This window comes from Nitratireductor sp. OM-1 (assembly GCF_003296175.1).
GTDB lineage: Bacteria > Pseudomonadota > Alphaproteobacteria > Rhizobiales > Rhizobiaceae > Nitratireductor > Nitratireductor aquimarinus.
Map to the genome: position 1 here is coordinate 102,321 of NZ_CP029209.1, position 22,632 is coordinate 124,952.

The following is a 22,632-nucleotide window of genomic DNA, read 5'->3' on the forward strand; positions in this document are numbered from 1 at the left end:
CTATGGCAGAGATGACCTATAGAGACGCGCTCAAACAGGCTCTGCGCGATGCTATGGCCGAGGACGATACCGTGATGGTAATCGGTGAAGAGGTCGGTCGCTACGGTGGCGCCTACGGTGTTACCAAAGGCCTGTACGAGGAGTTCGGTCCCGACCGCTTGATCGACACGCCGATTTCCGAACCGGCGATCGTTGGCGCTGCAGTGGGTGCCGCCATGTCCGGCCTGAGGCCTGTTGCTGAACTCATGTATGTGGACTTCATCGGGATGACGATGGATCAGCTGGGAAATCAGGCAGCGAAAATCCGCTATATGTTCGGTGGTCAAGTGGGTGTGCCCATGGTGCTGCGGACCCAGGGCGGAACAGGCCGTTCGGCCGGTGCCCAGCATTCCCAATCGCTCGAAGCCTATGTGATGCATACGCCCGGTCTTCGGCTCGTCATGCCAGCAACCGTCTCGGATGCCTATCATCTTCTGCGGCAGTCGCTGAAGCAGCCTGACCCGGTCGTCTTCATTGAGCACAAGGCGCTCTACACGATGAAGGAAGATGTGGATCTGGCCGCCCCTGCGCCGGAGTGGGGGAAAGCCCGCGTTCACCGAACGGGAGACGATCTGGTGATCGTGACCTATTCCCGCCAACTGCACCATGCGCTCGCAGCCGCGGAGGCAATGGCCCGGAAAGGCGTGCAAGCGACGGTGATCGATCTCCGCTCTCTGAATCCGCTGGATTTCGATACCGTGCGGGCACATGTTGAACGTGTGGGCCGGGTGATGGTTGTCTCCGAGGGTGTGATGACCGCTGGCGTTGGGGCGGAACTCTCGGCCCGTATTCACGAGGAATGTTTCGATTTCCTGGCCGAGCCGGTGATCCGCGTCTGTGGTGAAGATATTCCGATTTCGGTTTCCGTCGAGCTCGAAAAGAACTCTGTGCCCACTGCAGCCTTTATCCAGACGGCCGGTGAAAAGCTTGTGGGTTTGAGGACTGCAGCATGAGCACCGTCATGCTCACAATGCCTCGCCTGGGCGAGACGATGGAAGAAGGTACCGTCTCTGAATGGCTTGTGCCCGAAGGGCAGGCCTTCGAGCGCGGGACGCCTCTGGTGGAGTTCGAAACTGACAAGACTGCTGTCGAATATCCCGCGCTCGGGTCCGGACGGTTGGTTCGCACACTGGTTACCCAGGGAGATCTTGTTCAGGTGGGTGACCCGATTGCCGAGATCGACCTCATGGGAGGCGAGGATTGGGTTTCGGGTGGGCAGGAGAATCAGTCTACGGCCAGCGATGAGCCGGAAGATGCCGGCATTGAAGAGGTTACGGATGCACAGAAGCATGCCAAGCCTCCAATGATTTCGTCCGGCCAGGAGGGGCGCGTGCGCGCCACTCCCTTGGCCCGCCGTGCGGCGAGCCGAGCTGGGATCAGCATAGAGACTGTTCCTGGGACAGGTCGCAGGGGACGTGTGGAGCTCTCTGACGTCGAGCGTTCTATCTCCGGCTCAGTCGTCTCCGCACTTGCAGCAGAAAGCTGGGGTTCGGAGACTGGCTCGCCCGTGCTCCTCGTTCACGGTTTTGCGGGAGATCGTCAGACCTTCGATCAGCTGGGCAGGGCGCTGGGGCGGGCGCAGCTTTCAGTGCGGGCGATTGATCTTCCCTCTCATGGAGGAACGGACGCTGAGGCTCAGACGTTCGATGATCTTGTCGACGCATTGTGCGGTGAGCTGAACCCGTCCCGTCCGGTCGCATTGGTCGGCCATTCACTCGGGGCGGCGGCGGCCATTGCTGCGGCCGACCGTCGGGGCGGTGTCTCCTCGCTCACCCTCATCGCACCGGCCGGTCTCGGATTACATATCGATGCGGAGTTCGTTGCCGGGATGGCCCAAGCCGACAGTGTTGGCGCGGTGGGTCATTTGCTGCGAAGGCTCTCAAGCCGCGCCGATGCATTCTCTCCGGCGCTGGTAGCGCAAATCCACGCCGCCCTCTCGCGTGGCCGTTTGCTACGCTTGGCAGACGATATTTGCCGCGAGGGTAGACAGTTGGTCAATGTGCGAAGCGCCCTTGCATCGCTCGCCAATCAAATTCCGGTGCGTATCCTTGTGGGTACGGAGGACCGAATTCTGGACTGGCGCGACACGCTCGATGTCTCGCCGGCCATCGCACTCCATGTTTTTCCAGGTGCTGGTCACATGCCCCACTGGGATGCACCAGCCGAGGCGGCGGCGATCATCAAAAAGGGGATGCCCCATGACTGAGGTAGATGTCCGTTCGAAGTTGAAGGCTGCAAAAGCGCGGATGGGGGGCTTTGCTAAATCCGCACCGGAGCTGATGAAAGGCTTCGCTTCCATTTCCGCTGTGGCAACACGGCAGGGCCATTTCTCCGCTTCCGACCGTGAATTGCTGGCGACAGCCATTGCCGTGGCGAGTGGTTGCGAGGACTGCATTCTCTATCATGTGGATGCGGCGAAGCGTCATGGCGCGGAGGAAACGGCTCTTGTCGAGGCGCTGGAGGTGGCGGTGGAAATGGGCGGTGGACCTGCCGTCATGTATGCCGGCAAGGCGGTGGAGGCGTTCAGGGACCTTTAGAGCAGCGTGGGGGGGCAGTTCGACAAAGCGAAGATTGCTTTTGGAGTCTCCGAACCAAAGAAATTTTGCCGCTTGATCGAGCTGAATGTCCATTCAGGCGGGCAACTGGGAGGAGTGCGTGGCTTATTTACTGACGGCTGACGGCGGGACCGAGAGCATACGAGCGCGTGTCTATGACTTGAAGGGAAACTGCCTTGGAACCAGTGCAGTTCCATACCAGACCGATTTCAAGCCCGGACGCGTGGAGCAAAATCCGGAGGATTGGTGGGCGAACTTCGTTCGTGCCGCGCGTGAAGCGATCCGCGAGGCTGGCGTGAATGCAGATGGCATCGAGGCCATTTGCTATGCCACAACCTGCTGCACCGTTGTCGCTCTCGATGAGAATGGCCGTGCCTTGCGCCCCGCCATCATGTGGATGGATGTGCGCGCGCATCAGGAAGCTCATGACGTGCTGGCCACGGGCGATGAAGCGCTGTTGTTGAACGGGGCTGGGCAGGGCCCGGTCTCCGCAGAGTGGATGATCCCGAAGGCTCTGTGGTTGAAGCGAAACGAACCGCAGACCTTCGCCAAGGCCCACAGGATCTGCGAGTATCAGGATTTTCTCACCTATCGCCTTACAGGCACATGGGCGGCGAGCCTCGACAATGCCGGACTGCGTTGGCACTACCGGTCGCGCGCGGGGGGATGGGCCTCAAGCCTGCTCGCCGCATTGGACCTGTCCGAGCTTGAACTAAAATGGCCTGAGCGGGTGGTCGCGCCGGGCGATGTGATCGGTACGCTTACCTCCGCTGCGGCTAACGAACTGGGTCTGTCAGCGAATGTGAAAGTGATACAGGGTGGCGCGGACGCTCTTATCGGCATGATCGGTCTGGGGGTACACAAACCCGGACAACTCGCCATGATCACGGGTTCCTCGCATCTTCAGTTTGGGGTAACTGAGAGCCCCATCCATGCGCCCGGCGTATGGGGCAGTTATGCCGATATTGTTTATCCCGACCGCTGGATTGTCGAAGGTGGACAGACTTCTACAGGCTCCATCATCAACTGGCTTTCGCGCCTGAAGGGCGCTCCACTCGATTTCGATGATCTCAACCGAAAGGCCGCAGCCCTGGAACCAGGATGTGACGGGCTCATTGTTCAAGATCATTTTCAGGGTAACCGCACGCCACATACCGATCCACTTTCACGTGGTGCAATCGTTGGATTGACGCTTGGTCACGAAATGCACCACGTCTTTCGCGCCATTATGGAGGGCATCGGCTTCGGTACCCGGGCCATTCTCGATGCTTTCCGGTCGGCCGGCTATGCCGGAGAGGAGATGACCGTGGGCGGCGGTGCCGCCGGTTCGGACCTGTGGCTGCAAATCCATGCGGATACGGCAGGCATTCCGGTGCGGGTGCCGGCTTCACCTGATGCGCCGTCGACGGGCTCGGCTGTTCTTGCCGGCGTGGGGGCCGGGCACTTTGCAACCATCGATGAGGGTATCAAAGCGATGGTCCATGCGGGCAGATTGATCAAGCCTCGTGCAGACAGTGTCGCGAGATACGATGAAATCTACGCGAAATACGCCGCGCTTTATCCGGCTTTGAAGGAGGTTTTGGCATGACAGAACATGAACATTCCGGCTCCGCCGGCAGAACGGCTCTCGTGACGGGGGCCAGCCGTGGCATCGGGGCGGCGATCGCCAAAGGGTTGGCGAAGCGTGGATATGATGTGGTGCTCAATGATATTGAGCGGCAAAAAGATGATCTCGAACGGGTGGCAGAAGACATTCGTACCCTGGGCCAGCGCGCGGAGCCGCTATACGCGGATGTCAGCAGCAAAGCTGAAGTCGAGACCATGGCCCAGAAGACGCTGGAAGCTTTCGACAAGATCGACGTCATCGTAAACAATGCCGGTATCCTCATTGCCGGTCAAGTCGACAGCCTTCCCGAGGAGACTTGGAGCGCGGTGATGGATGTGAATGTGAAGGGCGCGTTCATAGTGATCCAGGCGTTTCTGCCCTCGATGAAGAAACGCGGCTATGGACGTATCGTGAACATTGCCTCCATTGGCGGGAAGCATGGTGCACCGGGACAGGCACATTACTCTGCCTCCAAGGCTGCCGTTATGGGCTTCTCTAGGGTTCTCGCTCAGGAAGTCGGGCCGCTGGGGATCACGGTCAACTGCGTATGTCCGGGAATCATCCTGACCGATATGGGGCGAGTGAATCTGGATGATCCGCTTGTACGCGAAGCTTGGAAATCCAAGACGGCAATGGCCCGCATAGGCGAGCCGGAAGATGTGGTCGGTCCTGTCGCGTTCTTTGCGTCTGACGATGCGGGTTTCGTTACCGGACAGACGCTCAATGTGGATGGCGGTATCGTTTTCTCGTGATTTCACAGAGTAAGCAGCGCTAGCAGGGTCGCGTCTGGTACCCTGCAAGGGTGCCAACCGTTTGAGTTGGCGGACGATGATCTGTTCTGGAGTGCCCTGTTTGGGCTTGCTCCCATTGGAGCCAATAGCGGCGAATGCACAGAATCCCCGGGGCTGACTCCCAGGGAGCTGCATTAATGCTCACTCAAGGAGAATCTCTCCTTTATTAGTTCCGGCGATTTGCCACCGGGCGCGGAAGCTCAAAGGGGCAGGCTGAATAGATGGAGTGGTTGCCGCTCTACCCACCCGACGCGTTCTGTTGGAGGATCGTCGGGTTAAGTCCAATGGGTGGAGAGGAAGGCGAGCATGACCAAAGAGACGATGATCGGGATCGATTTAGCCAAGCCGCCAAACTGTCTCACCAAGCGGGGCCACCTCATAACATCGGTTAAGAATTTCGCCTCTTCGTATTGCCGAATATTATTCGACAGGAGCTTTCAATCTTGGCTCATGGCGCGAGGACGATCTTGCCGTGCACCCCACCTGCCGCGATAAGGGTATGCGCCTGGCTTGCGTGTTCTAATGCCAATACTTGAGCTATGACGGGCTTAATCTTCCCATCGGCAACCTCAGAAAAAATCCTACCAGCTGCGCCATTGAGTTCTGCATCAGAGATAGTGTCGAGGCTAAGCGTAGCGATGGGATTGCCAACTTGTCGTCGCCTGCGTTGGAGTTTAGGCGGTCGTCATGAAAATACCAGCTGAGATGCCCCGCCTGAAAGGTTACCGGTTCCCCCGCGAAGTCGTGGCTTACGCCGTGTGGGTCTACCACCGTTTCGCACTCAGCGCGGCGGATGTTGAGGACCTGCTTGCCGAGAGAGGCGTAATTGTCAGCCGGGAAACCGTACGCAAATGGGTGAACCGGTTTGGTCAGCATTTCGCTCGTTGTGTTAAGCGTGACCGGCCTGCGGCGGCGGACAAGTGGCACCTTGATGAAGTCGTGATCCCGATCAATGGCGTGAAGATGTGGTTGTGGCGGGCGGTTGACGGGAACGGGGATGTGCTCGACATGCTGGTGCAGCCAAGGCGAAACGCCAAAGCGGCCAAGCGCTTCCTGCGGCAACTGATCGCCCGTTTTGGCCAGCCCCGCGTTATCATCACGGACAAGTTGCGCAGCTATATCAAACCGATCCATCAGTTGGCTCCGGACGCCCATCACCGCGCCCACAAAGGGCTCAACAACCGCATCGAGGGCTCACACCGACCGACCCGGAAGCGAGAGAAAATCATGGGCCGGTTCAAATCACCCCGGCAGGCCCAAAGATTTTTGGCTGCCCATGATCAAATCAACACCGTCTTCCGACCCCGCCGCTATCAACTCTCCGCATACTCATACCGCCACGCCAGGGCCGACGCGTTCGGCCTCTGGGAAGACTATGCTGCCGAAATGGCCGCTTGACCTGCAAGGATCTCACCCTCGCAATCACGCGAAAATAAGTTGGCAATCCCGACTATAGACATCGCGACCCAGCTCGTCGGTTCCCAGCCAGTATGTCTCCCCAGGTGGTTGCAGCGCTTGCGAGAGATTCTGTTCGTAAGGCGAATAGTGAGCCAGTAGAGGGGCGAATGTCGCTAGGGTCAGGACCCATTAATATGGCCGCAATGGTCGGCCTGATTTGTGCGGATACGCGAAGCAAGGCTGCAGGAAGACTTCATGTTTTTCAAGGCTTTGCGACAAAGTAGCCCGTGCAAATCAGGCTGATCCGAAGGACGCTCGATAGACCGGCGAGCTGCTGCGTCAAACCCCTTGACCGGGGGGGGGGGAACCCCGCTCTGCGGGCTTTTCCTGACATCTCTTGGTCTATCGAACGCCATTGCGGTCATATTAATGGGTCCTGACCCTAGTTCAGGAGAACTTCGATATTGCGATCCGTGCTCATCGCGTCGAGTTGCCGGACTCGGAATACGTTCAAAGACGCTTGGGTTTTTCACCAAACTATATTGTGGCGTCGCCAGAATACCTGGACAGGCATGGTACGCCGAGCGAACCGGAAGAGTTGCGTGACCACTGCGGTATCTTCGTGGACAACATGCGCTCGCACCGGCTGACTTGGCGACTGAGCCGGCGTGGTGAAGTTGACATCGATATTCCGCTTACTGCGACGCTCTTCTCCGACGATCCATTGGTGACACTGAATGCGGCGCTGACCGGTATAGCGATCGCAAACCTGCCACACGGATTGTGCTGGCCCCACATTGAAGCAGGCAAGCTGGTACGGCTCATGCCGACCTGGGAGGCAGGCGGCACCACAACAACGATCCTCATGCCGCATAAGCGTGGTCAATTGCCCTCTGTTCGCGCTGTCGTTGATAACCTTGCAAAGGGGCTTGGACAAAGGATGGGATTGCGCGCTACGTAAAGTCGGAGGGAAGCGGTGTCCAGGTTCAGCGCCAATGAGACAATTTCGGCTTAACGGATAGAGGAGGATTTCTGGCTCATCGTAGCCCTTCAAGGAGCGAAGATGAGACGTAAATCTAGGCAGCAGATCGATCGCCAAAGGCAGCTGCGCTAATTCCTGGCAGCCTTGCGTGGCAGCACTTCTCCGATAGCGATGAAGGTTTGTCTGCTTCCGGTGGTGGAAAGCCGTTGAAAGGCGTCGTTTAAGGCTCCGATGCGCCCTTGCGTATCTGAATTGCGTTCGAAGTCATGGAAGGCATTTTCGTCCACCCATTCGACGATCACCCGCACCGTGGAGCTATCCGTTTTGGCGAGGAACCGCGCGCTGACAAAGCCTTTATATTGCGCGACCCAGTCCCTCTGGATTCTCCCGAAGGCTTCAGCAACGCTTGTCACGCTTTCAGACGCAGGCACTGTGTAATCTATGATGGAGTAGAAGCCTTCGAGATGTCTCATCTGCTGTTCCTTCATTCTGAACCCGACAGCGTCCGGGCCACCCGGCGGCGGATGAACGGAAACGCAGATGCCGTGCGAATGATGGCATTGCGCACAATGCGCAATGGCCGGTTCTGAAGCGTTGCAACCGCGGTAAGGCGATCTGTCATGCGGAGCACGTCCTCGGCCGCAATGCGGCGTGTTTTGGCGTAGGTCTCCAGCGGCAGTTCGGTATCACTCTCTAAAGCCTGCTGCAGCGCATCTGCGAGGGCCACGGCATCTTTTAAGCCGAGATTCATGCCTTGACCGCCGGCCGGGGAGTGAACATGCGCGGCGTCACCCATCAAAATGACTGGCGCCTGATAAAACCGGTCGGCCAGTTTGTGGTGAACCTGAAAGCGGGAACCCCAAAGCACTTCGCTCACGCGTGCACCAGTTTCGGGTCCGCGTTCGTCAATGACGTCCTGAACGTCCGCAATTGTCGGGTCAGAAGGCGCATTCTGCCTCTGCGCAACCACGCGGTAGCGGTCTTTCGACATGGGGGCGACGACCAGCGTTCCCTCGCGCGAGAAGAACAGCGTTACTTCATCCTTGGCAATAGGCCATGCCATTCGCACGTCGGCTAGCATGAAAGAGCCATAGGTTTCGCCCGGAAAGGGGATGTCGGCTAGTGTCCGAACTGTGCTTTTCTCGCCATCCGCGCCCACGACAAACCGGGCGCGGATGTGTGAGCCGTCATCGGTTGTAAGGATGGTGTCACCGGTACGGTGCTCAATAGCTACAACCTTGTGTGGCCTTTGCACCTGATGGCCAAGAGACAACAGCTTGGCGGTCATCAGCGCTTCCGACTCATCCTGTGGGATCATCAGGGCATAGGGGTGGGCGATTTCAGCACGCCGAAATCGGCGCGCAACAGGATCTCCGAGCGCTCACGAATGCGAAAGTTGCGGACCTTGATACCGGCCTTAATCAGATCGGCCGCAATCTCCAGCTTGCGAAGGGCTTCCAAAGTGCCGGCATGAATCACCGCCGCCCGCGATGTGTTCTGCGCTTCAGGGAGAGCATCTAGAATGACAAAATTAATGCCCCACTGGGCAAGGCCAATCGCAAGGGCAAGCCCGGTTGGGCCTGCGCCGACAATGGCGACATCCACCTTGAGGGGAGCGGCGTCATTCCTGCTCCCCTGCAGCTTTCGTTTGTGCGGCGATGGCGTCAGCCTGAAACCGGGTGTTCTGGCCGACAGCGATCAGCCAGTTTCCGTCGACCTTCGTCATGACATAGAGGGGGTGTCCCTCCGGTTCGTCTCCGTCCGGTTTCCCTTGTCCATCGATTGGCTTCTGCACCACATTCACCGCAACGACCGTTTCCGAAAGGAACGTGATATGCGCAATCTCGTAGGCAGCGTAGTGCTCGCCCAGCGCCGGGGTGAGCATCTTGTGGGTGAAAGCGTTGATCTCATCCCAGCCGGTCAGGCGTTTTCCCAGAGCTGTCACCCAGACGGCCTCGCTTGCAAGCAGGCGCATAAAACCTTCGGGGTCACGATTGCGCTGGGTCTTTTCGACCTGTGCGACGATCTCGTGAACGCGAGCGACATCGTGTGCGCGGGCATTCTGCTGCGAAGCGGTGCTTTCTGATGAGGTTTTAGCGGGCATGGAAGGCTCCGGTCCGAAGATGACTGGGGGGACTTGCCTCAATAGGCGACGGTGAAGCGCTCGCGGCGATGCTGGGGCACTTCGGCTTCATCGAGCAGGGCCACGGCGAGGTCCTCCATGGAGATCATGGATAGGCCGTTTTGATCGAGAATGAGGGTGTCCCGGCCTTTTCTGTAGCTTCCCGTCCGCTTGCCGGGTTGCAGCAAGGCAGGAGGGCTCAAATAGGTCCAGTCCGCATGTGTCTCTTCCTGGCAGACTGCATATTGCTGGCAGCAAGCGACGGCAATGCCGCGCCAGGCTGCGGCGACATAGCGGGGATCATCGACGATCGTGTCTCCCGTGTCCGGTGCGTGGAGGCTGCCGGCGCCGCCAACCAGAATGAGCCTTGTGCCTGTTAGCCGCAGGCCTTTCAGAAGACTTTCCGCAGTGCTTGGGTGTTCATGTTCGGAGCCCAGCTTCGGTCGGGTCGCACTCACCACGACATCCTGATCGGCGCTCAGCCGGGCAACATCCTGCGGAGCTGCCGCATTGCCGACGACAATGGTCGCGTTTTCCAGGGAACGGCGCGCGCGGTCGGGATCACGGACGACTGCGGTGACCTCGTGCCCGCGTTGCAGAGCTTCAGCGACGACGCGGCGTCCCACATTTCCCGATGCTCCAAAAACAAGGATGCGCATGGTTCTCAAACTCCGGTTCTGGCGGATGGATCGATTGCTGTTTGTGGTGCGGCAGCAGGGTTTGGCTGCCTTGTCGAGCGGCGCAAAAGGAGGAGGATCGCGAGGATCACGGCGATTCCACCCGGCAGCCAGCGCCAGCCCATTGTTTCCGGATCCTTGACGAACAGGACGAGCATGGAGACGAACGGGATGAGGTAGGTAAAGGCCGTGACTGTGCCTGGAGACAGGACCCCTGTTCCTCTTTGCAAAAGCCAGAAAGTGATGCCGCTTGAAAAAATGCCGAGATAGGCAACGAGAAGGAGATCGGTGGCGGTTATCCTGCCCAGTGCGTGAACCGGTTCGAAGACGAGGCCGAGGAGCCCCATCAGAAGACCACCGGCAATGAGACTCCAGAAGGTCCGGATTGCCGCTCTGCCGGACAGCCAGCCCCGTTTGAGGCCCCATTTGCTCAAGACGGGATAGAGAGCAGAGGCGGCGCAACCGAGGAAAAACAGCCCCTCTGCAAGTCCGAACGCCATACCTTGGGAAGTCCCTTCGCTTCCTGCCCATGCCAGTGCCAGAGCGCCCGCCGCTCCCAGAAACAGGGAGGCAAGAAGCGCCATGTCGGCGCTTTCCACGCCGATCATGCGACCGAACGCATAAGCAAGCAGCGGAACGCTCACATAGAGCGTGGCCATGGACAGCGCGCTAACCTGATGCGCAGCCGAGAACATCGCGCCGAAGAAACCGGCAAGGCATAGGCCCATGACGGCATAGAGGAAAAACCCTGGAGGGCTCGGCCAGCCGTCTGGCCCTCGCCAGATCAAGGGAGCGAAAGCGGTGGCGGCAATCGCAAACCTTATCGCTGTCAGGAAGAGGGGCGGCAGTCCTTCGCTCAACAACCCCACGGCTGGGAATGAGAGGCCAACGATGAGCGTCCATACGAACATGCCTCCATGGGCATTCTGTAGTGCCAAGCTGGGGGTTTTCCGCTCTGATGGCATGAGATCTATGCTCCGTAAGGATGGTTCTTGCGCGCTTCCCGCAGCGCCGCGGCCCACCAAAGGAGTTGATCCAGCATAACCCTGACAGCCGCTTCGGGACCTGCGGGCTCTTTCAGTTGTCCAGTCTTATCGAAACGCCCGTGACAATTGTGCAGGCTCACGCAATCGCGGGTCGAGACCATATGCAGCTCCGCACAAACTTGGCGAAGCTGCTCCACGGATCTGAGGCCACCGGCCATTCCGCCATAAGACACGAATGCGACGGGTTTGCCCATCCACTCTTCCCGGGCTGAATCGAGTGCTGTCTTCAGCGAGGCCGGATAGCCGTGATTGTATTCAGGCGTGATCATGATGAAAGCATCCGCATCCGCGAGACGAGTCTTCATCTCCATTGCGGCGGGTACGGGCATGTTGGTCAGTCTTGCAGGAAGGTTGGCTTCCGCGAGGTCGATAACATCAAGATCAACCATCTCGTTCAAGGCAGCGCGGCCGAGGAACCAGCGTGCCACGGTATCGCCAAAACGCCCTTCGCGGGTACTGCCAACGATCACGGCGGTGCGAATACGTGGTTCGTCCATGTCTGTCTCCGCTAAGCAATGACGATGAATTGGCCAATAGCCAAGCGGTACTCTGACGCGAACACGAGACGAGGTCTTGAACGGAAGGAAACAAAAAATGGAACATTCTTGCAGAATGTTCACGCCCATCTTTTGCCGTTGCCGTTGCCGTTGCCGTTGCCGTTGCCGCGGTCTGCGGTGGGGCGTCAGATCTGCGTCGACTGGCGGCGGTACTGTGCGGGTGAAATGTTCAGTTCACGTTTGAACAGCCGCGTCATGTGACTTTGGTCAGAAAAACCGCTGGCGGCGGCAATCGTCTTTAGCGAGACGTCCTTGCGGGAAAGTTGTCGCTTGGCGTGCTCCAGTCGTCGTTGAAGGACGTAAGCGTATGGCGGTCGGCCGAATTCTGCGCGAAAACGCCGGCTGAAGTGAAACACGCTCAAGCCCAGAAGGGCAGCAAGATCGGCAAGCGATATGCTGTTCCCGATATTTTCTTCAATGTAGTCAATGAGCAGCCTGCGTTGCGCCCGCGACAGTCCGTCATTGCGATCCTGTTGGCGGAAACTGACAGTGGCATAGCTGCGCAGGATGTGGACGGATATCTGGCAACGCAAGGCTTCCACGTAGAGACAGCCACCGAGGCTTTTTGCTCTGGTTTCTTCGGCGAGGCGAAAGGCCGCTTCCGTGAGGATCGAGTCATCTATTGCAAGAAAATTCTTGAGCTCTATGTCTTCAATATCCCGGTCGAAGACATCTTGGGCTGTTCCGGCGAGTGCTTCAAATGGCAGGTAGATGTGGGACGCCTCGATCGCGCCATCCCATCGCCAATCAGAAACGTCGGATCGTGTTACAACAGATACGGAACCGGGGCCTACAGCTTCAGTTTGCCAAGGGCCATCCTGGCGTCGCCGGTTGATCACCCCGCGGTTGAGATAGACGACGACCGAGAAGTCCGTGAGTGCCGGGGCGCTGATTTCTTGAGGTGGGGTACGGTATCGCCTGAACTTGATGCCGCTCCAGCCCAACGGAATGCTATCGAGAACCAGAGAGCCGGCCATCCATTGTGGCAGGCTGTCTGGAGATATCATGTCCTTCACATTGCCCTCCCATGTTCGCAGACAGTATGGTTCATGACTGTGACGTTGGTGGACTTTCTCGAAGTGTTTCCTTGGGCTGGGGTGCATGAAATGCCCAGGTAAAGAAGGCCTCTTCACGGATGGTTCCGAGAAGGGCGGCAATGCCCGCCGAGGCGATCACTGCGAAAACAAGGCGTCCAATCAGAATGCCACCAACATCTGCGCCAAGTGCGATGAAAATCAGTGTGTCTTCAACGATGCTGTGCGCGAAGCCCATGAATACGCAGGAGATGAAAATCTGACGCGGGGATATTGATCCCGAGCGCGCTTCGCGGATCAATAGTCCCGCACCGTAGGAAATACCGAGAAACAAACCAACCGCAGTGAAATGCTGTGCTTCTCCCTTGATGCCCGAAAGGCGCAGAAACGGCGCGAGCAGGCTCATCATCAGCTTCAGGATGCCGGTGACCTTCAGGATCTCAAGCCCCCAGGACAAAAACAGCAGGGTGAAAAGCATGACCACCATCGTCTCCAGAAGGCCTATGAAAAAGCCGACCCAGTCGCTTGTCGCATTCATGGGGGTCCAGACAGGTTCGATAGGTGACGAAAGCCACCCCGTGGCAGTGAAGAGATGGTGGAGAAGGAAGGCATAGAGCAGGCCACCGGCAATACGCAGAAGCGTGGTCAGGATCATGCTTGGCCCTGCCTTCTGGATGATTTTCTGCTCAATCGGCAGACCATGTGCGAAAAGGAGCAGCGCCGAGAGAATGGTGATGTCCGCCACGCTCAAAGAGGATGCCGGCACAAGGGTAAAGACGAGGGGAACTGCTCCCCATATCCCGACGAGCATGCCGCTCAACCATGCCAACGCCAGCTCCGGTGGCAAGCCGACGAACCCCATCAAGGGTGCAAAGGCGGGTGCAATCGCTTCGATGACACCTATTCGCGAAAGACACTCTGCGAGAATCGTAATGGGCACCATGATTCGTGCAAGTACCCAATAGATTTCGATCGTTTCCCGGGCGTTGCGCAACGCGGATACGAAGACTGACATCACAATTCTCTCTGATAGAACCTCATTCTGACATCCCGATCCAGTTCGCAGATTTGGTCAGAGGTCGCGAGGAATCAGCCTTGGACGCCCGACGCGATGTCACCAGTGATTCCAAGGGGTGGTAGATGCCGGTTCGAGTAGGGTCTGATGTCGAGACGCGACGAAGGGTCAGGGCAATGAACCCGACAATCCTCCATCGGCATGAACTCGTTCGGGCCCGAGTGAATAGAGCCCAAGACGTCGGCGACCTGGCTATCATGAGTGTTGATCACCGAGATCATCTGACCGCGCTTTAGGGGAAACGCCGAGGCCGTCTTGGACTCAAGGTGCCTCATTGCATCGGGCCTGAAGACGCCAGCAGAACTGTGTAGAGGCTGCTGCTGGCGGTGATGTAGAGCCGGTTGCGCTTCGGCCCGCCGAATGTCAGGTTCGAGACCTCTTCCGGAACGAATATCTTGCCGAGCAGGGTCCCGTCCGGGTGGTAGACGTGCACGCCTTCTCCGGTCGATGTCCAGATGCGCCCCTGCGCATCCAGCCGGAACCCGTCGAACACACCGGCCTCACAGGTGGCGAAGACGTCGCCTCCTTTAAGTTTGTCACCTTCGACTTCGAAGGCGCGGATGTGGCGCGGACCATCGGGAGAACGCGTGCCGCCGGAATCGACGACATAGAGAATGCTCTCGTCCAGCGAGAAGGCGAGACCGTTGGGGCAGACGAAATCGGTCGCGACGCACGACACCTGTCCGGTCGGGGAGATGCGGTAGACATGCTGTCCATCCAGCTCGGGTTCGGCTGCGAAGCCTTCATAGTCGGTCTCGATGCCATAGGTTGGGTCTGTGAACCAGATGGAGCCGTCGGACCTCACCACCACGTCGTTGGGTGAATTGAAGCGCTTGCCTTCATAGCGATCAGCCAAGACGGTCAGACGACCGTCATGCTCGATCCTGGTTACCGCGCGCGTGCCGTGATTACACATGACCAAACGGCCTTCCCGGTCGAGCGTGCTTCCATTGGTGTATGCGCCAAGGCCGGAGCGGTGGTCGCCCACTGCTCCGGTCAATTCGTCATAGCGCAGCCGCCGGTCATTCGGAATGTCGCTGAAGATCACCGACCGCCAAAGCGCTGAATAGACCGGCCCTTCCGTCCAGCGCCCGCCGGTCCAGATGTTTTCCACCGGTTCAGCAAGCTGCACCGATCGTTTGAATCGCGCATCGCAGATCTCATAGCTGCTGTCATTCATGGTCTGTTCCTGTCACTGAAAAGTGTGCTACAAAATAAATAGCACACCATCCGAATAATTGCTATGGAATTTGTAGCATGCAGCAGAAAACCAGAACACCCATTCCCAAGCCCGGTCAGCCCGTGCGCGGATCGCGATCCGGCGCGCCGGTGATGGCCCTGTTCGACCTTCTTGGCCGACGCTGGGCCATGGGGGCCTTGTGGTCTCTGGCAGAAGGCGGTCCGACAACGTTTCGTGGCCTGCAGGAGCGGTGCGAAACCATTTCGCCCGCGGCGCTGAACCAGCGGCTGAAGGAGTTGCAGGAGGCGATGCTGGTGCATCGGGTGCCGGAGGGCTATGCGGTAACGCCACTCGGCCTTGCCATCTATGACAAGCTCGTGCCGTTGGGGGCTCTGGCCAAGGAATGGGGCAGGGCGCTTGAAGTTGGGGGAGGCGATGAGGCACATGATTGAGCTCTCGGTCAGTTCGCCTCCCGCAAGTGATCATTTTCCGACGGAGACAATGGTTCCTTGCCCCAGCGCGCAGAGAATTTTTTGCGCACTTTCGATCGAATAGATCTCGCAACGGCAGACAGCTTGGCGCCGCCCGACGCTTTGGGCTTCCGCCCTTGCTTCAAGACGGCTGCCCTTCGCGGGCTTGAGGTAGTTCAGCTTGAATTCGGACGTTAGCGCATCACCACCCAATGCCAGCCCGCCGGCAAAGGTGAGTGAATTGTCAGCGAGAAAACTGATAACGCCGCCATGAACATATCCATGCTGCTGCTTGTGATGATCTGCGACAGTCAGACTCAGGGTAACACCATCCGATGATGCCCGTGTAAGCTCGGCGCCGAGAAACATGGAGAAGGGCTGTGCTTCAAACACTTGCCGCGAGAGTTGGTACAAATCATCCATGATCTTTCCCAAGTGTCATTGCGCGTTCAAGCCAGTTCCTGAACAATTCTGTCGCCGGGGTGAATGCACACCATCTGAAGCGGCTCGGTGCCGATGTTAATGTAACGGTGAGGAACATTCGATGGGGCGATGATGATGTCGCCCGCCGAACCGACAATCCGTTCCGCCCCCACAGTGAACTCGGCGGTTCCGGAACGCAGAACCCATGTTTCGGCATAGGGATGTGTGTGCAGATCCGACCCCTTTCCGGGATCGGTGTCGATCAGAAAGAAGGAGACCGGGCTGCCATGGTCGCGCCCTTCAAAGCGGATGGAGCGACTTTCTGGCGACAGGGTGGGGAATGAGCGAAGTATTGTCGTCATCGATGAACTCCGTTGACCAAGCTCATGTCGGGTGCCGCATCAGGCTTCCTTACCCGACCTGACTGGGTGGATCGCGTGGAAGGCTATGCAAAGCCGATTGAAGATGTTCATCATCCCCAGAGCAATCGTGAGCTTTGTCAGCTCGCCTTTGCTGAAATGGCTGAGTGCTTCTTCAAACAAGGCATCGGGAACGCCGCCTTCCGAGATCAGTGTCACCTGCTCTGTCCAGGCGAGTGCTGCGCGTTCGCGCGCCGAAAACAGCGGGGACTCTTTCCACGCGGAGACAAGAAACACCCGTTGCTCGCTTTCGCCGTCTTCGCGGGCTTCCCGGCTGTGCATGTCGACGCAATAGGAGCAGCCATTGATCTGCGAGGTGCGCAGATTGATCAGATGAATCAGTCCTTTCTCCAGCCCGCAATCGTCTACGGCCTTCTTCAGCTCCATCTGAGTGTTCATCAATTCAGGGGCTTCTTTGTAGAAATTGAGCCTGGGTTCCACGGGGTGGTCCTCTTCGTTTGCTGCTATGGATCGGGCGTGCTGTCTGATCGATGCACTGTCTGCAAAGACGTAGAAGGTGGCCCGCCTGTGACAGCCCGCCCTAAATTTTTTGACAAGTGCGGAAGATTGGGATGCAGACAAAACGAAGAAATCGAAAAGCTGCGACTGCGCTGACTTCGATCTGTCGGGAGCACTCCTGATGATTCTGCAAAGGCTGTCTCTCCCTGAAAGCTTGTTTGACTGTGATGCGATGGGAGGCGGCAGCCTCAGTTCGGCCCTGGTGCGCAACATGCAGTCGTCAACCGGCTGGCCGTGTCCGCGGCGCTGGTTGGCGGCTTTCTGGGTGGCTCCGTTGGCCTCGGCATCACGCCGATCAACGCCATCGTGATAACCTTCATACTGTATGCAGGCGGCTCGGTCATGCTGCACAGTGCAGGGTTCGATCCAAAGATTGGCAAGACCGTTGAGGACCAGGCGGGTTTTTAGCAAGCGCCGTTCAGTGTCGAAACTATTCTCAGCGCTGCGCCGGTAACCTCAACTTACCCGGCGCAATTGCCTGCATGTTTTAAAATTGTGCGGAGGCAGAGCAAGAGAATTAAAGCAGCAAATTCAGTTGCTTGTACGGGTGGTCACAGAATGATTCCGACAAAAATCAAGGAGCGTTGATACGGCTTTCCCGTTGGGCTGAACCGAAGCTGGATCCGTGCCGATGAGGGTAATCGCGCATTGAGCCTCACCCTGCCAGTCCAGGACCGGCGCTGCTATTGCCACCAGCCCCGGTATGAAGCGTCCGTCGACAGATGCGTAGCCGGCCGCCCGGATGCTTTCACGCAGGGCCAGAACAGACGCTTCGTTGAAATCTTCCCGGTGAGCAAGCGTTGGGTTTGATTTGGCAAGCTCAAGTTCCTTTGCAAGCCGTTCCCTGATGGCACTGGGGGGCGACCATCCGATGAAGACACGCCCCGATGCAGACGTCAGAAGTGGCAGGGTGGTTCCAAGCCCCATCGAGGTTATGACTGGTGCCGGTGCGCGCTCCCAGCGCACAACGGTCGCGCCGTCGGTACCCCATACGGAGAGAAGTGCTGTCATGCCGGTTGCATCGCGGAGCTCGGGCAGCGAGTCGGCTGAGCGGTTGACAAAGTCATGGCGTGCGAGTGCGGCGAGACCAATATCCATTGCCGCCGGACCGAGGTCGTATTTTCCTGAGCGTCCGGCCTGCACCACCAGCCCCGCAGCGATGAAAGACGCCAGATAGCGGTGGGCCTTGCTCGGTGGCATTCCGGCGCGCCGCGCTAGATCGGAAAGGGTAACCGGGCCATCACAGCGCGCAAGTTCCCCTACGAGATGAAGTGCAATGTCGACGGACTGGATGCCGCCGGCAACGCCCGCGGTCTTCGCCTTTTTATCCAGCATCCATCAATTCCTTCAGTCTCAGTATGTCGCCGGCAACGATGCGCTTGCCATTTTGCAGAAAGAGCCTGCGCTGTTCAATGCCCGATGCAATGAGTCTGTCGCCACAGTGAACCTGATAGTCAAGCGAAAGCTGACGGGCATTCCACTCGGCGATGGCTAGCGAGATTGTGAGCAGGTCTCCTTCCCGGGCCGGACTTTGGAAGCGCGCATCTGCAGCCGTCAGCCCGAACCCCACTGCATTCAGGCGCACGCACAGGGCCCGATGTCCACCATGAACCAAAAGCCAGTCATGAAAGGCTCTGTCGAACCAGACGAAGAACCGCGGATAATAGACGATCCCAGCGGGATCGCAGTCGCCGAAAAGCACACGATAGGCGTATCGATGAGGCATCTTGGTTTATTCCTTAATATAAAATCTATTGCATAATACGTAAAATTTAGGTTAGGGTCCAGATGTCGGGTTTCGTTTCGACCGGGAGGAAAAATGGGAACGCTTCGAAATGTCGAGATTGTTGGTGGTGGACCGGCAGGCCTTTACACCGCCATCTTGCTCCGTCGCCGGATGCCGCAAACGCATGTTCGTGTGACGGAGCAGAATCCGATGGGCGCGACATTCGGCTTTGGCGTAGTGTTTTCGGATCAGGCGCTCGATTTTCTGCGTGCCGACGACCCTGAAACCTACGAAGTCATCACCCCCAATATGGAGCGGTGGCGGAACATGACGCTAAACCATCCCGCAGAACGTGTGGTTCTGGACGGGATCGGGTTTTCCGCAATCGGCCGCCTTGAACTGATCGAGATCCTGCGCAAGCGCGCACAGTCGCTCGGTGCCGAGATTCGTTTTGAAACGCGGCTCAAAGGCCTGGATCCGACGCTGGAAGAAAATGCCGATCTTGTAATCGGGGCTGACGGACTGAACTCGGTTGTACGCGCAAGCGATCCTGCGGGTTTTGGCGAAAGGCTCGACCATTTCGGCAACCGCTTCGCGTGGTTCGGTGCCGAACGGACGTTCGAAACGCTGACGCAGACCTTTATCCGCACCATCGCCGGCCCAATGAACGCTCATCACTATCGTTACGCGCCGGGGCGCAGCACCTTCATCGTCGAATGCGGGGAGGAAGCGTATCGTGCGGCCGGCTTCGACGAGATGGGCGAGGAGGATAGCCGCCGTGCCTGCGAGGCGTATTTCGCCGGAGTTCTGGAAGGTGCCAATCTCATAACCAATAAATCGAACTGGCGCCGGTTTCCCAAACTCTGGTGCGATAACTGGGTCTCGGGCCGCAAGGTTCTGCTTGGCGACGCCGCACATACAGCGCACTTCTCCGTGGGGTCTGGAACAAGGCTTGCCATGGAAGATGCAATCGCCCTTGTCGCGGCGCTTGTCGATCATTCCGATGTGGATGCCGCGCTTGCAGCGTTTGAAGCGGCGCGCAAACCTATCGCAAAAAAGATTGTCGACGCTGCCAATGTATCGGCGCTGTGGTACGAAGGTTTTGGCAGGAAGATAGAGCATGCGCCCCTCGATTTTGCCTTCGACTACATCACTCGCTCAGGCCGCGTTGATATGGACAGGCTGCGCAGGATGTCTCCTGAGTTCATGGCGCGCTACGAAGCCGCGAATGACACTCCACGGATCGTTGACCCGGTGGCAAGGGAAGTGGATGGAGCCGCCGAAATCGGCTTCGATCCAGATGCGCATCCAAATTGTTCAGAGATTCTCTGGGGCAATCTTCCGCACAATGCTGATCGGCTTGCGGTTACGGGCCCGGCCGGCGATCGCACCTACGGCGAACTCGTCCGCGAAGCGGCGCGCTGGGGCAATGCCTTCGTCGCGGCGGGGCTTGAGCGCGGCGCGCGCATACCCTTCTTCCTGGACGACACGCCCGCCTATCCGGCTGCGTTCTTCGGTGCAGTGCGCGCGGGTTTTGTTCCCGTTCTGCTCAACGTCCAGACCAACGCCGATACACTCAATTTTTTCCTGAAAGACACGGGTGCTGCCATCGCCCTGTGCGAGGCAGATCTGGCTGAAAAGTTCTCCCGTGAGGTGTTGAAGGATACACAGATTGGCAGGGTCGTGCTGGTCAATGCCGGAAATGGCGGGCCGCGGGAGGGTGTTTTTGAACCCTCCACCGAATTTCTGGAGAGTCAGCCAGAAACCTTGGAATGCGCGGATACGAGCACCTACGACATGGCGTTCTGGATGTATTCCTCGGGTTCCACCGGCCGACCCAAGGGTATCGTGCATCTGCATCACGATATGGCCTTTTCGCAACAGAGCTTCGGACGCCATATCCTCGATCTGACGGCAGACGATGTCTGCTTCTCCGTTCCGAAGATGTATTTCGCCTACGGCTTCGGAAACTCAATCACCTTTCCATTCTCTGTCGGGGCCACCGCGGTGCTGATGCCGGGGCAGCCGCGCGCCGAAGCAGTGCTCGACACGATCGAGACTTACCGACCCACTGTGCTCTTTGGGCTGCCCACGCTCTACACCGCCCTTTGTCGCAGCGCCCGTATTGAGGAGCGCGATATGGCCTCCCTGCGACAGTCAATGTCGGCCGCCGAGATACTGTCGGAGGATGTCTACAATGGCTGGAAGGCGCTGACCGGCCACGGTCCGACGGAAGGTCTGGGCTCGACCGAAATGCTCCATATCTACCTCTCCAACCGGTTGGACGACCATCGTCTGGGCGCCGCTGGTGCCCGGGTGCCGGGCTATGAAATTCGCCTGGAAACGCCGGAAGGAAAGCTCGCTGAGCCAGGTGAGGAAGGGGTGATGCTCGTGCGCGGCCATTCCTCCGCCCCGTGCTATTGGAACCGTCCGGACAAGACCCGGGAAACCATGAGAGGCGACTGGCTCTATACCGGAGACCGGTTCATCGAGCGCGACGGTTATTACTATTTCCAGGGCCGGGCCGATGAACTCATCAAGGTGTCCGGTCAATGGGTCTGGCCGCTTGAGGTGGAACGCTGCCTCAACGACCATCCCGACGTGCATGAATGCGCGGTTCTGGCCCACGAACTACCGGATCGCCGAGTAACTCTGCGAGCTGTCGTGCGGTTGCGCTCCGGCAGCGGCAATGACGAAGAGCGCGCTCGGCTTCAAGCGCATGTGAAGACTGTTCTGCAACCCCACAAATATCCGCGCATCGTCGAGTTTGTGAGTGAATTGCCAAAGACGGGAACAGGAAAGATCGACCGGCAGGCTTTGATGACACCACAAAAGGTTGCCTGACCGGGCCGGGAAACCACGCGATCCAGATCGACGATAGACGGGTGGCAGCCGCCACCTGTTTGGCCGAACGCGGCCTTGTGCAAGGGGGCAAGGCCAGAGAAATGCCGGCCATCGGCCGGAACCAGAAAACAAACGGGAGGAAGCAGATGAACCGCTTACTTATTGCAGCAATCGCTGCCCTTGGCATGTCAGTCCCGGCTGCCGCGCAGGTCAGTTCCATCTCCACACCGCCGCAGGGCTCTGTATGGAACACGATGGCATCGGTGATGGCGGGCGAGGTCCGCAACACCACCAAGATGCGGGTGGTGGTGCAGCCCTATGGCGGCAATGCGCAGATGATGCAGGCGCTTGACCAGCAGCTTGCAGAATTCTCGCTGAATGACGTCAACGATGTGATCTCGGCGGTCGAGGGCAGCGGCGAATACGACCAGCCAATGCCCAATCTGCGCGCGGTGGCCAGGATAAATCCGTTCCCCGTCGGGCTTTATGTGAAAGCTACGTCGGGACTGGAAAACGTCTCCGATCTTTCGGGCCGCTCGGTGCCCTCCGGCTGGGATGCCTTCCCCATAGCGCGCTCGCATATTAGCGCCATCCTTGCCGCTGGTGGCCTCGACTGGAACGACGTCACGCAGGTGCCGGTGCCGGAACTCATTCGCGGATCGGACGACATGGCCTCGGGTCGGGTCGACAGCGCCTTCTTTGCGGTCGGCGGACCGAAGGTTGCAGAGGTCGATGCTTCCGTGGGCGGTGTGCGCTTCCTGAAAGTGAATGCGAGTGAAGAGACGCTGGCGAAGATCCAGGCCGTCCGTCCGGCCTTCTACTTCTCCAAGGTGGAGCCGGCGCCGGTGCGTGTCGGTGTAGAGGAGCCGATGATGTTTGTCACCTGGGACAACATTCTGGTCGTCGGAAGTCATGTCTCCGACGATGTGGTCGAGCGCTTTCTGGCAGCGATATTCGATGGTCGCGAAGCCATCGGCGAAGCCTATCCGCCATTGCGCGCGCTCAATCTCGAAACCGCATACAAGGCCTATCCCGGTCTGGAATATCACCCTGGCGCTGTTTCGTTCTTCGCCGATCGCGGAGTTTCTCTGCAACCGGCTGAGTGAGTTCTGAAGGCGCGGACCATGTCCGCGCCATTCTGCTGCAAGCACTGCAATGCGTGAGAACGA

General features: G+C 58.5%; 27 protein-coding genes. 10 read left to right on the forward strand and 17 right to left on the reverse strand.

The features are described 5' to 3' along the window. Positions 1-2: 2 nt before the first annotated feature. The 5 genes from DEJ54_RS19620 (at position 3) to DEJ54_RS19640 (ending at position 4,952) form a co-directional block, all read left to right on the forward strand. Positions 3-992 (forward strand): alpha-ketoacid dehydrogenase subunit beta, encoded by a 990-nt coding sequence (locus DEJ54_RS19620; protein WP_113156474.1) that lies wholly within the window; start codon positions 3-5, stop codon positions 990-992. Continuing rightward, the gene (locus DEJ54_RS19625) at positions 989-2,245 is read left to right on the forward strand and encodes an alpha/beta fold hydrolase (RefSeq protein ID WP_113156475.1); all 1,257 of its coding nucleotides are present in this window, start codon (positions 989-991) and stop codon (positions 2,243-2,245) included. Before DEJ54_RS19620 ends, DEJ54_RS19625 begins: the two co-directional genes overlap by 4 nt. Continuing rightward, complete coding sequence (locus DEJ54_RS19630; RefSeq protein ID WP_113156476.1) at positions 2,238-2,576, forward strand: carboxymuconolactone decarboxylase family protein; 339 nt, start codon at positions 2,238-2,240, stop codon at positions 2,574-2,576. The genes DEJ54_RS19625 and DEJ54_RS19630 overlap by 8 nt, the downstream gene beginning before the upstream one ends. A 118-nt stretch (positions 2,577-2,694) precedes the next feature. Continuing rightward, positions 2,695-4,182 carry a ribulokinase gene (locus tag DEJ54_RS19635; protein ID WP_113157095.1) on the forward strand — a complete coding sequence of 496 codons (1,488 nt, stop codon included), beginning with the start codon at positions 2,695-2,697 and terminating at the stop codon, positions 4,180-4,182. After that, positions 4,179-4,952 carry an SDR family NAD(P)-dependent oxidoreductase gene (locus DEJ54_RS19640; protein ID WP_113156477.1) on the forward strand — a complete coding sequence of 258 codons (774 nt, stop codon included), beginning with the start codon at positions 4,179-4,181 and terminating at the stop codon, positions 4,950-4,952. Before DEJ54_RS19635 ends, DEJ54_RS19640 begins: the two co-directional genes overlap by 4 nt. 487 nt (positions 4,953-5,439) lie before the next feature. Here DEJ54_RS19640 and DEJ54_RS23755 read toward each other — a convergent pair whose 3' ends face one another. After that, on the reverse strand, positions 5,440-5,520 hold the full coding sequence (locus DEJ54_RS23755; RefSeq protein ID WP_371686000.1) for a hypothetical protein: 81 nt from the start codon (positions 5,518-5,520) through the stop codon (positions 5,440-5,442). 158 nt (positions 5,521-5,678) lie between these two features. On the opposite strand from DEJ54_RS23755, the gene DEJ54_RS19650 reads away from it, so the two are divergent. Continuing rightward, complete coding sequence (locus DEJ54_RS19650) at positions 5,679-6,389, forward strand: IS6 family transposase (protein ID WP_113156479.1); 711 nt, start codon at positions 5,679-5,681, stop codon at positions 6,387-6,389. 24 nt (positions 6,390-6,413) lie between these two features. Here DEJ54_RS19650 and DEJ54_RS23760 read toward each other — a convergent pair whose 3' ends face one another. Next, positions 6,414-6,572: a hypothetical protein gene (locus DEJ54_RS23760; protein ID WP_371686002.1), complete on the reverse strand. Its 159-nt coding sequence runs from the start codon at positions 6,570-6,572 to the stop codon at positions 6,414-6,416. 307 nt (positions 6,573-6,879) lie between these two features. Here DEJ54_RS23760 and DEJ54_RS19655 point away from each other — a divergent pair, with 307 nt between their 5' ends. Beyond that, entirely contained in the window at positions 6,880-7,350 is a 471-nt protein-coding gene (locus tag DEJ54_RS19655; RefSeq protein ID WP_245447837.1) for a LysR substrate-binding domain-containing protein, read from the forward strand. A 149-nt stretch (positions 7,351-7,499) separates the two neighbouring features. Here the strand turns inward: DEJ54_RS19655 and DEJ54_RS19660 are convergent, their stop codons facing one another. The 10 genes from DEJ54_RS19660 to DEJ54_RS19705 all read right to left on the reverse strand — a co-directional run bounded on the left by DEJ54_RS19660 (position 7,500) and on the right by DEJ54_RS19705 (position 15,062). Further along, on the reverse strand, positions 7,500-7,844 hold the full coding sequence (locus tag DEJ54_RS19660) for an antibiotic biosynthesis monooxygenase (protein ID WP_162742397.1): 345 nt from the start codon (positions 7,842-7,844) through the stop codon (positions 7,500-7,502). An 11-nt stretch (positions 7,845-7,855) separates the two neighbouring features. Beyond that, entirely contained in the window at positions 7,856-8,659 is an 804-nt protein-coding gene (locus DEJ54_RS19665) for an NAD(P)/FAD-dependent oxidoreductase (RefSeq protein ID WP_256370547.1), read from the reverse strand. Between the two features lie 29 nt (positions 8,660-8,688). Beyond that, on the reverse strand, positions 8,689-8,976 hold the full coding sequence (locus tag DEJ54_RS23625) for an NAD(P)/FAD-dependent oxidoreductase (RefSeq protein WP_256370548.1): 288 nt from the start codon (positions 8,974-8,976) through the stop codon (positions 8,689-8,691). 16 nt (positions 8,977-8,992) lie between these two features. Further along, the gene (locus DEJ54_RS19670) at positions 8,993-9,475 is read right to left on the reverse strand and encodes an SgcJ/EcaC family oxidoreductase (RefSeq protein ID WP_113156482.1); all 483 of its coding nucleotides are present in this window, start codon (positions 9,473-9,475) and stop codon (positions 8,993-8,995) included. A gap of 38 nt (positions 9,476-9,513) precedes the next feature. Continuing rightward, positions 9,514-10,152 (reverse strand): NAD(P)-dependent oxidoreductase, encoded by a 639-nt coding sequence (locus tag DEJ54_RS19675; RefSeq protein WP_113156483.1) that lies wholly within the window; start codon positions 10,150-10,152, stop codon positions 9,514-9,516. A 5-nt stretch (positions 10,153-10,157) separates the two neighbouring features. Then, positions 10,158-11,135: a DMT family transporter gene (locus DEJ54_RS19680; protein WP_245447838.1), complete on the reverse strand. Its 978-nt coding sequence runs from the start codon at positions 11,133-11,135 to the stop codon at positions 10,158-10,160. 5 nt (positions 11,136-11,140) lie between these two features. Beyond that, on the reverse strand, positions 11,141-11,713 hold the full coding sequence (locus DEJ54_RS19685) for an NADPH-dependent FMN reductase (RefSeq protein ID WP_113156484.1): 573 nt from the start codon (positions 11,711-11,713) through the stop codon (positions 11,141-11,143). Between the two features lie 185 nt (positions 11,714-11,898). After that, positions 11,899-12,780 (reverse strand): helix-turn-helix domain-containing protein, encoded by an 882-nt coding sequence (locus DEJ54_RS19690; RefSeq protein WP_245447864.1) that lies wholly within the window; start codon positions 12,778-12,780, stop codon positions 11,899-11,901. Positions 12,781-12,820: 40 nt separating this feature from the next. Beyond that, positions 12,821-13,822 (reverse strand): nucleoside recognition domain-containing protein, encoded by a 1,002-nt coding sequence (locus DEJ54_RS19695; RefSeq protein ID WP_113156486.1) that lies wholly within the window; start codon positions 13,820-13,822, stop codon positions 12,821-12,823. A 331-nt stretch (positions 13,823-14,153) separates the two neighbouring features. Then, positions 14,154-15,062 carry an SMP-30/gluconolactonase/LRE family protein gene (locus DEJ54_RS19705; protein ID WP_113156488.1) on the reverse strand — a complete coding sequence of 303 codons (909 nt, stop codon included), beginning with the start codon at positions 15,060-15,062 and terminating at the stop codon, positions 14,154-14,156. A 77-nt stretch (positions 15,063-15,139) separates the two neighbouring features. Here DEJ54_RS19705 and DEJ54_RS19710 point away from each other — a divergent pair, with 77 nt between their 5' ends. Then, a complete protein-coding gene (locus DEJ54_RS19710; RefSeq protein WP_113156489.1) occupies positions 15,140-15,514 on the forward strand; it encodes a helix-turn-helix domain-containing protein in 375 nt (124 codons plus the stop codon). Positions 15,515-15,544: 30 nt separating this feature from the next. Here DEJ54_RS19710 and DEJ54_RS19715 read toward each other — a convergent pair whose 3' ends face one another. From DEJ54_RS19715 to DEJ54_RS19735, 5 genes are all read right to left on the reverse strand, one after another. Continuing rightward, complete coding sequence (locus DEJ54_RS19715; protein WP_113156490.1) at positions 15,545-15,955, reverse strand: PaaI family thioesterase; 411 nt, start codon at positions 15,953-15,955, stop codon at positions 15,545-15,547. 26 nt (positions 15,956-15,981) lie between these two features. Then, positions 15,982-16,317, reverse strand: coding sequence for a cupin domain-containing protein (locus DEJ54_RS19720; protein ID WP_113156491.1), 336 nt, complete (start codon positions 16,315-16,317; stop codon positions 15,982-15,984). Positions 16,318-16,356: 39 nt separating this feature from the next. Further along, positions 16,357-16,815, reverse strand: a complete 459-nt coding sequence (locus DEJ54_RS19725; RefSeq protein ID WP_113156492.1) for a carboxymuconolactone decarboxylase family protein — start codon at positions 16,813-16,815, stop codon at positions 16,357-16,359. 609 nt (positions 16,816-17,424) lie between these two features. Next, complete coding sequence (locus DEJ54_RS19730; RefSeq protein ID WP_113156493.1) at positions 17,425-18,228, reverse strand: IclR family transcriptional regulator; 804 nt, start codon at positions 18,226-18,228, stop codon at positions 17,425-17,427. After that, positions 18,218-18,619 carry an acyl-CoA thioesterase gene (locus DEJ54_RS19735; protein ID WP_113156494.1) on the reverse strand — a complete coding sequence of 134 codons (402 nt, stop codon included), beginning with the start codon at positions 18,617-18,619 and terminating at the stop codon, positions 18,218-18,220. Before DEJ54_RS19735 ends, DEJ54_RS19730 begins: the two co-directional genes overlap by 11 nt. 93 nt (positions 18,620-18,712) lie before the next feature. Here DEJ54_RS19735 and DEJ54_RS23660 point away from each other — a divergent pair, with 93 nt between their 5' ends. Both DEJ54_RS23660 and DEJ54_RS19745 read left to right on the forward strand, forming a co-directional pair. Further along, on the forward strand, positions 18,713-21,463 hold the full coding sequence (locus tag DEJ54_RS23660; protein ID WP_113156495.1) for a benzoate-CoA ligase family protein: 2,751 nt from the start codon (positions 18,713-18,715) through the stop codon (positions 21,461-21,463). A gap of 146 nt (positions 21,464-21,609) precedes the next feature. Further along, on the forward strand, positions 21,610-22,569 hold the full coding sequence (locus tag DEJ54_RS19745; RefSeq protein WP_113156496.1) for a TAXI family TRAP transporter solute-binding subunit: 960 nt from the start codon (positions 21,610-21,612) through the stop codon (positions 22,567-22,569). The last annotated feature ends 63 nt before the right edge of the window (positions 22,570-22,632 follow it).